Source organism: Thalassococcus sp., from assembly GCF_982780845.1.
Map to the genome: position 1 here is coordinate 108,684 of NZ_CEYADA010000011.1, position 12,357 is coordinate 121,040.

General features: G+C 53.6%; 14 protein-coding genes, 1 tRNA gene and 2 pseudogenes. 3 read left to right on the forward strand and 14 right to left on the reverse strand.

The features are described from left to right. Positions 1-58: 58 nt before the first annotated feature. The 10 genes and pseudogenes from AC4FIA_RS13260 to AC4FIA_RS13305 form a co-directional block, all read right to left on the reverse strand. Complete coding sequence (locus tag AC4FIA_RS13260) at positions 59-460, reverse strand: DUF2160 domain-containing protein (protein WP_103909858.1); 402 nt, start codon at positions 458-460, stop codon at positions 59-61. Next, positions 460-1,257: a carbohydrate ABC transporter permease gene (locus AC4FIA_RS13265; RefSeq protein ID WP_490366252.1), complete on the reverse strand. Its 798-nt coding sequence runs from the start codon at positions 1,255-1,257 to the stop codon at positions 460-462. Before AC4FIA_RS13265 ends, AC4FIA_RS13260 begins: the two co-directional genes overlap by 1 nt. Continuing rightward, on the reverse strand, positions 1,254-2,117 hold the full coding sequence (locus tag AC4FIA_RS13270; RefSeq protein WP_103909856.1) for a carbohydrate ABC transporter permease: 864 nt from the start codon (positions 2,115-2,117) through the stop codon (positions 1,254-1,256). Before AC4FIA_RS13270 ends, AC4FIA_RS13265 begins: the two co-directional genes overlap by 4 nt. Continuing rightward, positions 2,114-3,187, reverse strand: coding sequence for an ABC transporter ATP-binding protein (locus AC4FIA_RS13275; RefSeq protein WP_287476530.1), 1,074 nt, complete (start codon positions 3,185-3,187; stop codon positions 2,114-2,116). Before AC4FIA_RS13275 ends, AC4FIA_RS13270 begins: the two co-directional genes overlap by 4 nt. Beyond that, complete coding sequence (locus AC4FIA_RS13280) at positions 3,187-4,251, reverse strand: ABC transporter ATP-binding protein (RefSeq protein WP_490366253.1); 1,065 nt, start codon at positions 4,249-4,251, stop codon at positions 3,187-3,189. Before AC4FIA_RS13280 ends, AC4FIA_RS13275 begins: the two co-directional genes overlap by 1 nt. A gap of 92 nt (positions 4,252-4,343) precedes the next feature. Continuing rightward, complete coding sequence (locus AC4FIA_RS13285; protein ID WP_490366254.1) at positions 4,344-6,077, reverse strand: ABC transporter substrate-binding protein; 1,734 nt, start codon at positions 6,075-6,077, stop codon at positions 4,344-4,346. A gap of 353 nt (positions 6,078-6,430) precedes the next feature. After that, the gene (locus AC4FIA_RS13290; protein ID WP_490366255.1) at positions 6,431-6,910 is read right to left on the reverse strand and encodes a flavin reductase family protein; all 480 of its coding nucleotides are present in this window, start codon (positions 6,908-6,910) and stop codon (positions 6,431-6,433) included. Continuing rightward, a complete protein-coding gene (locus AC4FIA_RS13295) occupies positions 6,907-7,521 on the reverse strand; it encodes an FAD synthetase (protein WP_490366256.1) in 615 nt (204 codons plus the stop codon). Before AC4FIA_RS13295 ends, AC4FIA_RS13290 begins: the two co-directional genes overlap by 4 nt. Before the next feature lie 64 nt (positions 7,522-7,585). After that, on the reverse strand, positions 7,586-8,320 hold the full coding sequence (locus AC4FIA_RS13300) for a 4-hydroxyphenylacetate 3-hydroxylase C-terminal domain-containing protein (RefSeq protein ID WP_490366259.1): 735 nt from the start codon (positions 8,318-8,320) through the stop codon (positions 7,586-7,588). A 3-nt stretch (positions 8,321-8,323) separates the two neighbouring features. Then, a pseudogene (locus tag AC4FIA_RS13305) lies at positions 8,324-9,136 on the reverse strand (4-hydroxyphenylacetate 3-hydroxylase N-terminal domain-containing protein); the annotation flags it as partial. A gap of 155 nt (positions 9,137-9,291) precedes the next feature. Between AC4FIA_RS13305 and AC4FIA_RS13310 the strand changes: the two are divergent. Then, a complete protein-coding gene (locus AC4FIA_RS13310) occupies positions 9,292-10,044 on the forward strand; it encodes an IclR family transcriptional regulator (RefSeq protein WP_490366257.1) in 753 nt (250 codons plus the stop codon). 304 nt (positions 10,045-10,348) lie between these two features. Here AC4FIA_RS13310 and AC4FIA_RS13315 read toward each other — a convergent pair whose 3' ends face one another. Continuing rightward, positions 10,349-10,795 carry a methyltransferase domain-containing protein gene (locus AC4FIA_RS13315; RefSeq protein WP_490366260.1) on the reverse strand — a complete coding sequence of 149 codons (447 nt, stop codon included), beginning with the start codon at positions 10,793-10,795 and terminating at the stop codon, positions 10,349-10,351. On the opposite strand from AC4FIA_RS13315, the gene AC4FIA_RS13320 reads away from it, so the two are divergent. Continuing rightward, complete coding sequence (locus tag AC4FIA_RS13320) at positions 10,748-10,873, forward strand: hypothetical protein (protein WP_490366262.1); 126 nt, start codon at positions 10,748-10,750, stop codon at positions 10,871-10,873. The two genes, AC4FIA_RS13315 and AC4FIA_RS13320, sit on opposite strands and share 48 nt — an antisense overlap. A gap of 441 nt (positions 10,874-11,314) precedes the next feature. After that, positions 11,315-11,569, forward strand: a complete 255-nt coding sequence (locus AC4FIA_RS13325) for an IclR family transcriptional regulator domain-containing protein (RefSeq protein ID WP_490366261.1) — start codon at positions 11,315-11,317, stop codon at positions 11,567-11,569. A 15-nt stretch (positions 11,570-11,584) separates the two neighbouring features. Here AC4FIA_RS13325 and AC4FIA_RS13330 read toward each other — a convergent pair whose 3' ends face one another. From AC4FIA_RS13330 to AC4FIA_RS13340, 3 genes and pseudogenes are all read right to left on the reverse strand, one after another. After that, entirely contained in the window at positions 11,585-11,920 is a 336-nt protein-coding gene (locus tag AC4FIA_RS13330; protein WP_490366258.1) for a hypothetical protein, read from the reverse strand. Between the two features lie 139 nt (positions 11,921-12,059). Continuing rightward, positions 12,060-12,134, reverse strand: a tRNA-Asn gene (locus AC4FIA_RS13335). A 79-nt stretch (positions 12,135-12,213) separates the two neighbouring features. Continuing rightward, positions 12,214-12,357 (reverse strand): annotated as a pseudogene (locus AC4FIA_RS13340) (MBL fold metallo-hydrolase); the annotation flags it as partial.

The window sequence follows — 12,357 nt, forward strand, 5'->3', positions numbered from 1 at the left end:
GCTCACTCGTTGCGCGGTTTGAGTAAATACTAAGCTTTTCGTTTTCCAAAGCAGAATTTTAGACTTTGCGAAAGCAGAAGATCCCCCATGCGATACTAAGTCCCAGCGGCCACCACAGCGGCTGGCCAATAAAACCAAGCCATGCCAAGAAGATATAGGCTGATCCTAACAGCGAAATGAACAGTCGGTCGCCCAAGGTGGTTGTCAGGCCAAGGATGCCTTTTCGTTCGATTCCGTCGCGGTATTTGAAACCTTCAAGCAATCCGATCACGGCGATGGCACCAAAGATTCCGCAGAACAGCGCGAATGTTGCGGGCGTCCATGCCATCCAGAACGACGGCCAAAGGGGATCGGTCCACGAAAACCCTTTCTCGACCTCTTTCTGGGCGACATTGCCCCAGCCTTGCGCATGGCTGGTCGTGGCGATGAAAAGCGGGGTGAGGAGAAGAAGACGTTTCATCATACCCTTCCCAAGGCAAAGCCTTTGGCGATGTAGTTACGAACAAAGTAGATCACGATAGCCCCCGGAATGATTGTCAGAGTGCCAGCGGCCGCCAGAAGACCAAGTTCATAGCCCGCAGAAGAAGCGGTTTTGGTCATTGTGGCTGCGATGGGTTTTGCCTCGACCGCAGTCAGGGTTTTGGCCAACAGCAATTCGACCCACGAGAACATGAAGCAGAAGAAGGCAGCAACGCCGACACCTGCTTTGATCGTCGGAAGGAAGATCATCGCAAAGAACCGCGGGAAGGAGTAGCCGTCTACATAGGCGGTTTCGTCCAGTTCCTTCGGCACGCCGCCCATGAAGCCTTCCAAAATCCAGACAGCCAGCGGGATGTTGAACAGGCAGTGTGCCAAGGCCACGGCAATGTGCGTATCGAACAACCCGACCGACGAATAAAGCTGGAAGAACGGCAGGGCAAAGACCGCTGCAGGGGCCATCCGGTTGGTCAGCAGCCAGAAGAACAGCTGCTTGTCGCCCAGAAAGCGGTAACGGGAAAAGGCGTAGGCGGCGGGCAGGGCGACGGCGACCGAGATTACGGTGTTCAGCGACACGTAGATGATCGAGTTGATGTAGCCCCAGTACCACGACGGATCGGTAAAGATGACGACGTAGTTTTCCAGCGTGAAGGTCTGCGGGAACAGGCTGAACCCGCCAAGAATTTCCTGTGTTGTCTTAAAGCTCATTGCGACAAGCCAGTAGATCGGCAACATCAGGAATAGGATGTAGAAGATGGGAATGAGCGTGCGTTTTCTCATTTCGCGTCATCCTTTGTCATAAGTGTGTAGAACAGCCAGCTGACCAGCAGCGTGATGGCAAAGTAGATCAGGGACATTGCCGCAGCCGGACCAAGATCGAATTGACCCAAGGCAATCTTCACGAGATCAATCGACAAAAGCGTGGTCGAGTTGCCGGGGCCACCGCCTGTCAGAACGAAAGGCTCGGTGTAGATGTTGAAGCTGTCCATGAAGCGCAAAAGGATCGCGATGGTCAGAACGGTCTTCATCTTGGGCAGTTGGATATAGCGGAACACTTTCCACGGGCTGGCACCATCGATCTTGGCCGCCTGATAATAGGCGTCAGGGATCGACACGAGGCCTGCATAGCTGAGAAGAACCACCAGCGACGTCCAGTGCCAGACATCCATTGTGATGATCGTGACCCAAGCCGCAAACGGATCTTGCGTCATATCGTATTCGATGCCCAGCGTATGGTTCATCAGATAGCCCAGCAGGCCGATGTCGGGCAGGGTGAAGATGTTCCACATTGCGCCGACCACGTTCCACGGGATCAGCATCGGCAGGGCCATGGTGACCAGACAGACCGGAACCCAGAACCCTTTGCGCGGCATCGACAGGGCGATGATGATGCCCAGCGGCACCTCGATGATCAGGATCAGGAAGGTGAACATGAACTGCCGCCCAAGTGCCGCGTGAAAGCGGTCAGACCGTAGGATTTGTTCAAACCAATCAAGACCTTGCCAGAAGAAAACGTTGTTCCCGAAGGTTTCCTGAACCGAGTAGTTGACCACCGTCATGATCGGCACCAGCGCGTTGAACGCGACCAGCAGCATCACAGGCAGCACAAAGAACCATGCGCGTTGATTTTCGGTTTTCATGTCGCGGCCTCCGTCGCGATCCAGCCATCACGGTATAGGCGTGTTTGGTCCGGTCGGAATGAAAGGTGGATTTCTTCGCCTTGCGTCAGGCTGGCGTGATCGGTGACAGCTTTGACCGCTGTATCGCCGACCATGGTTTCAACAACCGCGTGGCGGCCGATGTCGGATACTTTGGTGACGCGGGCAGGAATGCCGGTATCGGAAATGCCAACGAACTCGGGGCGGATACCGACTTCGGTTTTGCCGCCAGCACCGGTTGTCGGACCTTCTAGGGTCACGTTGCTGCCTTCGAACAAGACGCGACCGCCGTCTTCGACTGCAGGAAGGATGTTCATACCCGGCGAGCCGATGAAGTGACCAACAAATGTGTGCTGCGGGCGTTCGAAAAGCTCGACAGGTGTGCCGATCTGAACGATCTCACCGGCCTGCATGACCACAACCTGATCGGCAAATGTCAGCGCCTCGGTCTGGTCATGGGTCACGTAAATCATCGTCGCTTTGACGCGCTGATGAAGCTCTTTCAATTTCGACCGCAGTTTCCATTTCAGATGCGGGTCGATCACCGTCAGAGGTTCGTCGAACATCACGACATTCACATCGTCACGCACCAAACCGCGACCCATCGAAATCTTTTGTTTGTTGTCGGGCGACAGATGCGACGCACGGGTGTCGAGCATGTCGGTCACTTCCAGCATCTCGGCAATCTCGGCCACGCGGGCGGCAACCTTGTCTTCGGGCACGTTCCGATTGCGCAGCGGGAAAGCAAGGTTATCGCGCACCGTCATGGTGTCGTAGATGACCGGAAACTGGAAAACCTGTGCGATGTTGCGCTGGTCCGGTGGCAGGTCGGTAACATCCTTATCATCAAACAGGATGCGGCCTTCAGACGGCACCAACAGTCCGGAGATAATGTTGAGCAGCGTGGATTTACCACAGCCGGATGGGCCGAGCAGGGCGTATGCGCCGCCATCCGTCCAGTCCAGATCGATTTCCTTCAGCGCATAGTCGGCGTCCGAAGAAGGGTTCGGCATGTAGGAATGCCTAAGTTTTGAAAGCGTGATCTTTGCCATTAGGCCGCAAGGCTCCCGTCAGGGGCAAAGTAGAAGGCTTTGCTCGTGTCCATAAAGAATTCATGCGCCTCGCCGACGCGGTAGGGGTGGACGCCATGGGCCAGCGATACCCAGCCGTCGTTGCCCATCTGGAAATGCGCGCTTGATTCCGATCCGGACAGTTCCGTGACTTGAACGATCCCTGTCAGGGACACACAGCCGTCCGAAGATTTCACGGGCTGCACATGGTGCGGACGGATCGCGACGGTGTAGTCGCCATCTGCCAATCCAGCCGCATGTCCAACCGCAGGCCAGGATGCGCCTGTGCCCAAAACGATTGTGTCACCTGCTTTGGTTACCTTTGCAGCGTTAATCGGCGGGTCCGAGAAGACGCGGGCAGCCGCCAGCGTTGCAGGTTTGCGATAGATTTCGGCCGTCGGCCCAAACTGGGTGACGATGCCATCATCCATCAGTGCGGTCTTACCGCCTAGAAGCAGTGCTTCTTCCGGTTCAGACGTGGCATAGACCACCACCGCACCGCGACCGGCAAAAAGCTCGGGCAGTTGTTCGCGCAGTTCTTCACGCAGTTTGTAATCAAGGTTCGCCAGCGGTTCGTCCAGAAACACAGCTCGGCTTTCCTTGGCAATCGCACGGGCCAGCGCGCAACGTTGCTGCTGACCACCAGATAGTTCCTGCGGGCGGCGATGGAGCATCGGACCTAATTGCAGGATGTCAGCGGCTTCCTGAACGCGTCCTTCGATTTCCGACTTTGCCATGCCTGCAATCCGAAGAGGAGAGGCGATGTTGTCGAAGACCGTCATGTGCGGGTAGTTCACGAAAAACTGGTGCACCAGACTGATGTTGCGTTTCTGCGTGGACAGCTTTGATACGTCCTGTCCGTCCATCAGAATTTGACCAGACGCTAACGGATCAAGACCCGCCATCAGTTTGATCAGTGATGTTTTCCCCGATCCTGTCTGGCCAAGAAGGACATTGAAATGCCCCGGCTCAAGGATCAGCGAGGTCGGCTTGATATGCGTGATGCCGCGCACATCCTTAACCGCCTGTCGTAGTTCGATTGTCATAAGTCCCAAACCCCGATTTGGGTGGTCAAAGCCGGAGGAGGCCCTGACCACAGATGTCCGGCCCGCTGGGATGACGGGCCGGACGTGGTGTTTTACTGGTTCCAGCGTGCAACCAGTTCGTCATAGTTGACGGTCTGGCCTTGCGGCTTTTCGTTATCCAGTTTCGCTTTGGCGCCACCTTTGCCGAGCCATTCCGAGGGGTCTTTTTCCTCATTCAGGCGCGGGCCACAGCCGCCATAGACGTTGGCTGCTTCGTCGGCCTGCTGCATACGACCCATGGTGATGTCCATTTCTTCGGCCAGACGATCCATCGCTTCTTGCGGTGTGAAGGCGCCCGAGTTCACGTCACCGATCTGCTGCCACCAGATTTGGGCCAGCTTCGGATAGTCAGGCACGTTGATGCCTGTGGGCGACCATGCAACGCGGTCAGGCGAACGGTAGAATTCGACCAGACCACCCAGCTTGGGTGCGCGTTCGGTGAAGGACTCGTGGTTGACCGAGCTGTCGCGGATGAATGTCAGACCCACATGGGACTTTTTCACGTCGACAGTTTTGGATGTGACGAACTGGGCGTACAGCCAAGCAGCCTGTGCACGATCCGACGGTGTGGATTTGAGGAAGGTCCAGGAACCCACGTCCTGATAGCCAACCTTCTGGCCTTCTTCCCAGTAGGGGCCGTGCGGGGACGGCGCCATACGCCACAGCGGGTTGCCGTTTTCGTCAACCGTGTTGTTGCCTTCGGACTGCGGCTTCACCATGTCAGCGGTAAAGGCAGTGTACCAGAAGATCTGCTGAGCCACGTTGCCTTGGCTCAGAGCAGGCAGCGACTGGTAGAAGTCGAACGATGCCGCACCCGGAGGGGCGTAGTTACGCAGCCATTCGTCCCATTTGCGGATCGCGTACACGGCCGCCGGGCCGTTCGCCGCACCGCCACGGGAAACGCTTGCGCCGACGGGGTTACATGAACCAGCTTCCATACGGATGCCCCATTCGTCGATCGGAACGCCGTTCGGTTCGCCTTTGGAACCAGCACCCGCCATGGACAGCCAAGCATCCGTCATACGCCAGCCAAGGTCGGGCGCACGTTTGCCGTAATCCATGTGGCCATAGATGGTGGTGCCGTCGATTTCCTTCACGTCGTTCGAGAAGAATTCCGCGATGTCTTCATAGGCAGACCAGTTGACTGGCACACCCAATTCGTAGCCGTACTTTTCTTTGAATGCAGCCTTCAGGTCTTCACGGTCGAACCAGTCTTTGCGGAACCAGTAGAGGTTGGCGAACTGCTGGTCGGGCAGCTGATACAGGTTGCCATCCGGACCAGTGGTGAACTGCACGCCCATAAAGTCGTCCAGATCAAGCGTCGGGCTGGTTGTTGCGGCCCAGTCACCTGCCATTTGTTCCGTCAGGTTATATGCCAGTTGCAGGCGTGAATGCGTACCGATCAGGTCACTGTCGTTGACATAGCCATCGTACAGGTTCCGCTGGGTCTGCATTTGGGTCTGAACGGCCTGAACAACTTCACCTTCGCCCAGGATCTGGTGGTTCACCTTGATGCCGGTGATGTCCTCAAAGGCCTTTGTCAGAACTTCGGATTCATAGCCGTGTGTCGGAATGCCTTCGGACAGCACGTTGATCTCCATGCCCTTGAAAGGCGCGGCAGCGTCAATGAACCACTTCATCTCGTCCAGCTGTTCCGCTTTGGACAGCGAGGATGGCTGGAATTCCTGATCAATCCATTTTTGGGCTGCGGCCTCGTCGGCAAAAGCAGTCCCATACCCCGCGAGCACGGCACATACCGCAGTCGCGGAGAGCAGATACTTGCGCATCTTGTCTCCTCCCAAATTTTTATAAGAGCTGGCCCTCACCAGCATGCAGGAAAGCTATTCTCAGGGTTGCCGCGCTGTCAAACTAATTTTTTAGTAGATAATCTAAGAGGGGGGATTTGAAAGTGATTGCGCAATCAAATCGAGGGTGACGATATCTACTAAGAGACCTTAATATCAATATTTTTGAGCTGCAGATTTTCATCAATCTAACCAAATTGATAGTCATGGGACGTCGGCGGCGAACCCAAATCTTTAGATAAGAACTTGGATTTACATCGCGCGCCACTATACGGCCGTAACGTAAGGCGTGAGAAAATCGAACGCGTAAAACACGGCAAAAGCCGAATCTGATTTCAGGCTTTTGCGAGTCCCGCGAATTTGCCACCGTGAAAGAGAAGGGGGGATTTTTCCACATCTCTGGAAAGATGGGTCACGCGACCGATGAACAAAGTGTGGTCGCCTGCTTCGACTTCCTGGACAACCTCTGTGACAAAGACCGACATTGCGCCAGGCACGACAGGGAGGCCTTCGCAATCTTCGAACGGATCACTGTGCTCTTGATTGAATTTGCCCGCGAAGTGCCAAGCAAGGCTTTCCATACCTTCCGCCAGAATGCTGACGGCATAGCGCCCAGATGCCCTGATCTTGGGCAAAAGCTTTGCCTTTTGGTCAAGCGAGATGGTTACAAGTGGCGGATCCAATGACACCGACATGAAGGCATTGGCCGTCATTCCATGATCACCATCTTCGGTGCGGGTCGATATGACGGTGACACCGGTGGCAAAGGTTCCACAGGCGGCCCGCAGGGCTTTGTGATCGATAGGCGCGGTCATTGGGTGGTTTCCTTAAATCGTAAATCCTCGGTCAAAAGCCTGCCGGTGAACTGGCTGACTTTATCGAAGGCACCTTGAAGGCTATCTGCCTCGGTCTGCCGACCTGCTGCACGTAGCGCGCGGATCCGTGTCGAAGACACCGGCTCACCCGCATCACAGTTTACAGGCGTGGCGATGTTTACATTGAAGCATGAAGCAAGATCACCGACGTCGCCGGACTGTTTGTGGCCAAACCGAAAGTCCTGACCAACGTAGATCGATGACGGATTGCATCTACCAAGATCGTCCAGAAAAGACTTTGCGCTTTTGGCGGCGTAGTGGCGATTGAAGGACGCAACGACGATGTAATCGGCCCCCAGGCGGGTGATGCGAGCCAGTTTTTCTTCGAGAGTGCACAACTGAGGGACGCGGCCGAACACCACTTTTGGCGGCGGATCGAATGTCCAGACAACAGATGGCACCTTGGCTATGCGTGCTTCGTTGACGGCGGCGCTGATCAAAGCTTGGTGCCCACGATGCACGCCGTCAAAGGCTCCGATCGCTATGATCGAATGGGACAAGCTTATTTGCGTATCGGACAGGACTTGTGTCTTGGTCGTATCCAGATCCATGTCAGCGCCTTCAAATTCAAACAGAAGGCGGCCCGCCGGTTTTGGACGGGCCGCATTGCTATAGTTACTGGAAGCCCGCCTTCAGACGGTTCACATCCCAAGGGTTGATCATGTCTGCGACGTTCCAACCATCGATGCCGTATTCGGACATGTAGTCTTCGACCAACTGCTGGAGCATCTCCATCTCGCCGGTGGCTTGGCCGGTCAGCAAGGTTTCGATGCGGATAGCTTCATAGTTGCCGCCGTAGTTGGTTTCATACAGCTCATGACGGCCACCGAATTCGGACCCCATTGCATCCCACAGAAGCTTGAGCAGCTTCACACGATCAATCGAGACCATGCCGTTCGAGCCGCGTACAAAGCGGTCTATGTAGGGGCGCACTTCGTCCGAACCGAAATCCAAAGCCGAAGAGGGCAGATAGATCAGACCAGAGGCCACGTGACGTTCGATCAGTTCCTTGATCCGCGAATAGGCCATCGGAGCAAAGACGCGATAGGCAAGGCCGTAGTTGATGTTCGGCAGAACATAGCCATTGGTGCCTTCCCACGGGATCGGCGATTTCACCATCGCGTCGCTCAGACCCCAGAACAGGTTCCGCCAAGCCATCACTTCGCCAACAGCAGTCTGTGGGCCGCGGAACACATTGGTCCCCGTCGCTTCCAGTGCTTTCGAGAACAGGCCCGTAATGAAGTCCAGCTTGACCGCCAGACGGGTCACACCATGCAGCGTAAAGCGCGGCACAAAGCCGGAGGCCGGGAAGAAGGCATTTACCTTTTCAACGTCACCATACAGGAACACGTTTTCCCATGGTACCAGAACCTTATCGAACACAAGGATCGCGTCGTTTTCATCCAGACGGCTGGACAGCGGATAATCGAACGGGGTGCCCATCACGGCTGCGTTGAGCTCGTAAGATGTGCGGGAAATCAGCTTAACGCCTTCGGCCCCCATCGGCGCTGTAAACACCAAAGCGAATTTCTTCTCTTTGATCGGGACACCGTAGTAGGCGATAAAGTTGTAGTGCGTCAGGGCAGAGCCTGTGGCCACAACTTTGGCGCCGGACACAATCAGACCCGCGTCGGTTTCCTTTTCCACCTGCATGTAGACATCACCGGTTTCTTCGATCGGCAGGTGACGGTCAATCGGCGGGTTGATGATGGCATGGTTCCAGTAATCCAGACGCTCTTGCGACCGCGCATACTAGGCTTTCGCGTTGTCTGCATATTCGCCGTAGAATTCGCTGTTGGCGCCAAGCGTGCCAAGGAAGGCGGCCTTATAGTCAGGCGACCGGCCCATCCAACCGTGCGCGGTGCGCTGGGTCGTGACGATCGCATCGCGTGCTGCCACCAGATCATCGGCACTTTTTGATCCCTTAAAGAAAGGATGGGTCCAACCACCGGATCCGGTGTCCGTTTTGACGCCAATGTTGTCTTTTTCTTCGTTCAGTTTGTCATACCAACGGGCAACCATCCGCGCCGAATTCCGGAATGCGGGGTGCTTGGTCACGTCCTTGACGCGTTCGCCGTGGATATAAACGGACCGGCTATCCTGAAGGCTTTCTAGGAACTCGGCACCGGTATAGGGCGCAGTGGACTGCGCTGCTTGATCTTTCATATTTTCCTCCCTTTGGATGGCGCAGAGCGAGACTGGCCAAACCTTGGAAAAGAAAATCGGAAATCCGTATATATCTAAAGGTATTGAACGATACCGTGATTATTTCCGCCAATTCCGGAAAGGTTCCTCTGGCGCAAATTTCAGAGGATGCGATCATGGGGACAATCCGGAAAGTCGGGGACATTTTGCGGCTATTTTCCGAAAACGATCCTGAACTCGGTCTTTCGGAAATAGCGCGCCGTATGAATCTGTCAACTAGCGGAACGCATGATCTGATGGATGAATTGCGGAAAATCGGCATGGTTCAAAGGGTAGGGCGCGGGCGCTATCGATTGGGCCCGATGATCGCATCATTGTACCGCGTCCTGATCAACACATCGTCCTTGGTCGACACGTCCAGACCCATTCTGGAACGCATGGTGAAGGACTATGGCGAAACGGTTCACCTTACGGTTCTGGATCGATCCCGTTTGGTGGTGGCTGATGCGATCGAAGGGTGGAAAGCGCTGCGGGTGGCGCGCGGGATTCTGGACCAGGGCCTGGATGTTCATGAAACGCCCGTGGGCATGCTCCATCTGTCAGTGGCCGGCGAAGCACGGCAAAACGCCTATTGGGGTGACCACACACATGCGCGAACCCCCTTGCTCCCTCCAGAACGGCGGACTGCGGAACTGGATGACATGGCAAGGCGCGGTTTTGCGGAAGGCCCGATTGCGACGGAACGCGATATCGTTTGTCTTGCGGCTCTTTTACGGAATCATACTGAAATTCCGTTGGCCGCGATCAGCATCTGCATTCCCAAATCGCGCTATGACGAACAGCCAAGAGCCTATCGCACCATCTGTCAAACGACAGCGGCCCGCATCAGTCAGGAACTGGGATCGCGCGAAGTCAAAAAATCTTTTTGATAGAAATAAGGTGAGGGAGTTTAAAGTTATCCTCACCAAAAGCGCTGCTTAAGGTGCCGAAGGTGCATTAGTGCTACTCTAGGCAATCTTCGAAAGATTGATCTGTCACGAATTAAATAAACCGAGGCACCTAGATTAATCGATACAGCTCTTAGCAATTTGTCTCGTCTCGCATAATATAGCTCGTCGTCCATTTGAACGTAGTTCTCTGTACGTTTGAAATGTACAAAAAATTCGTGACCCAATGTCTTTGAAATTTCTATAACTTCGAGTTTTACTAAGCCTAGATACTGCAAATCAAGGACTAGAAGCTCGAAAAGCTCCGGAAAAAAACACTGCAGTGTGTGTCAATGTAAGTTGATGCATCCGATTTTAAGCGCACGTAGTTCGAGTAGCTATCACGGACAGATTTCACTGGTTCAAACTTGCTAGGACTATCGATCAATATATGGCATCCTGGTTGCTCGCCATGTTCAGTTACATACATTGAGCGGAACGCAGATTGATCAAAAATACTTTCCGGACTGGGTTTGGTCCTGTCCTCATGAAACGCCTGTAACCAATCGGTTAATCGCGTCGGCATCCTAAAAAAATCGAAACACGCCCTGTAGTCGGGAACTGCCATGCTGAGAACCCCGCCTGGCTTTAACGACTGTTCGACACCTGTGAGAAACTTAATGGGGTTAGGTAGGTGCTCAAAATTATGGGAAGATACCACGAAATCGAGCTTGCCAGCCAAGTCATGTTTCATGCAATGATCATGTATTTGGCACGCGTCCCCGACGATGTCGACATGCTCTATCTGATCGACTTGGTTATCTGGGATTAGTGGGTCTGTTTGCGCATGCGACCGTAGAGTTTCAGTGTTCACTACATCCAAAATCAAAACGTTTTTGTGTTTTCTCTTGGGTACGAGAGGATTGAAATATGGAGCAATTTCTAAGCCTACACCGGATGTGTCAATATACTTCAAAAGATTTGCTTCGCGACCCATTCTGTTTCCTGATAGTAATCTGATAAGAAATTCTGAAATTTAAAATAAAAATCGGTGGTTACAGACGAAAGACTTAGAGCGACCGTAAAGGATTAGCCACATTGTGTCCATGCACAGCAACACTTCGGAAAGTGTTTTTTGAGAGTCGTTTAGAGCGGCATAACGTTTAGCAAGGGTTTAGATAGAAAGCAGTTTCTTTTAAGAAATGTCGCTTATCGATAAAAGAGAATTTTACCAAAACGCCAAACAGACCGATGACCACAACACCCGCCTCCCATTGCTCCCCCCGAACGACGTGCTGCGGAACTGGATGACAAGGCGAAGCGCGGTTTTGCGGAAGGCCCGATTGCGACGGAACGCGATATCGTTTGTCTTGCGGCTCTTTTACGGAATCACACAGAAATCCCGTTGGCCGCGATCAGCATCTGCATTCCCAAATCGCGCTACGACGAACAGCCAAGGGCGTATCGCACCATCTGCCAAACGACAGCGGCCCGCATCAGTCAGGAACTGGGATCGCGGGCCACATAAACCATATCCCGAGATCTACCTGAATTCACCTTTTTCAATCACAGGCCAATGCTTGTTACGGGGAGCATGGTACATTTTTCCAGAAGGGCACTTTTGTAAAATTTCGTCGGTGGTGAGCCCACCGTTTAAACAACGTTCTCCGTCAGCAGTAAGTCTCACACAATTTTCTTCGCGATGGTAGGAACTGTATCCAATTTCCAGAAGGCCAAGTGCAACGAGATTTTCAATTGTTCCCGCGCCGATTCCGGGCCCTAGCTTTGCTTTCAAACAGAAGTCACCCTGAAGATGATCGTTTTCAATTTGCGCTTTTTCCAACGCGAGCACTTCGCGCTTGGACAATTTATGAGTCATCGCTGATCCTATGAATTAAGAAATTTGGCATCTATTCAAACACACGTAATCTTGGAAAAACAAACAAATTCGTAGGTTAAACTCGATCTTAGAATAAAACCAAAAAAGCCACTAAGCGGTTAGGCTTAGTGGCTTTTTATGGCTCCGGCGGTAGGGATCGAACCTACGACCAATTGATTAACAGTCAACTGCTCTACCGCTGAGCTACGCCGGAACATGGGGGCGATATAGCAATGTGGATTCCGGTCGTCCAGCCCAGTTTTCACAAAAATGCAGAAAAAATTTCAGATCGCTCAAATTGCTTTGAAACCGGAAGCGACATGCAGGTTTCCTTCGTGTTCAATGACCTTTCTTCTCGTAAGATCAATAAGATGTGCCATGACGTTACGTTCCGCTGCAGGAAGCAGTGCGGCGGGAGTTTCGGTGTAGATTGCCGC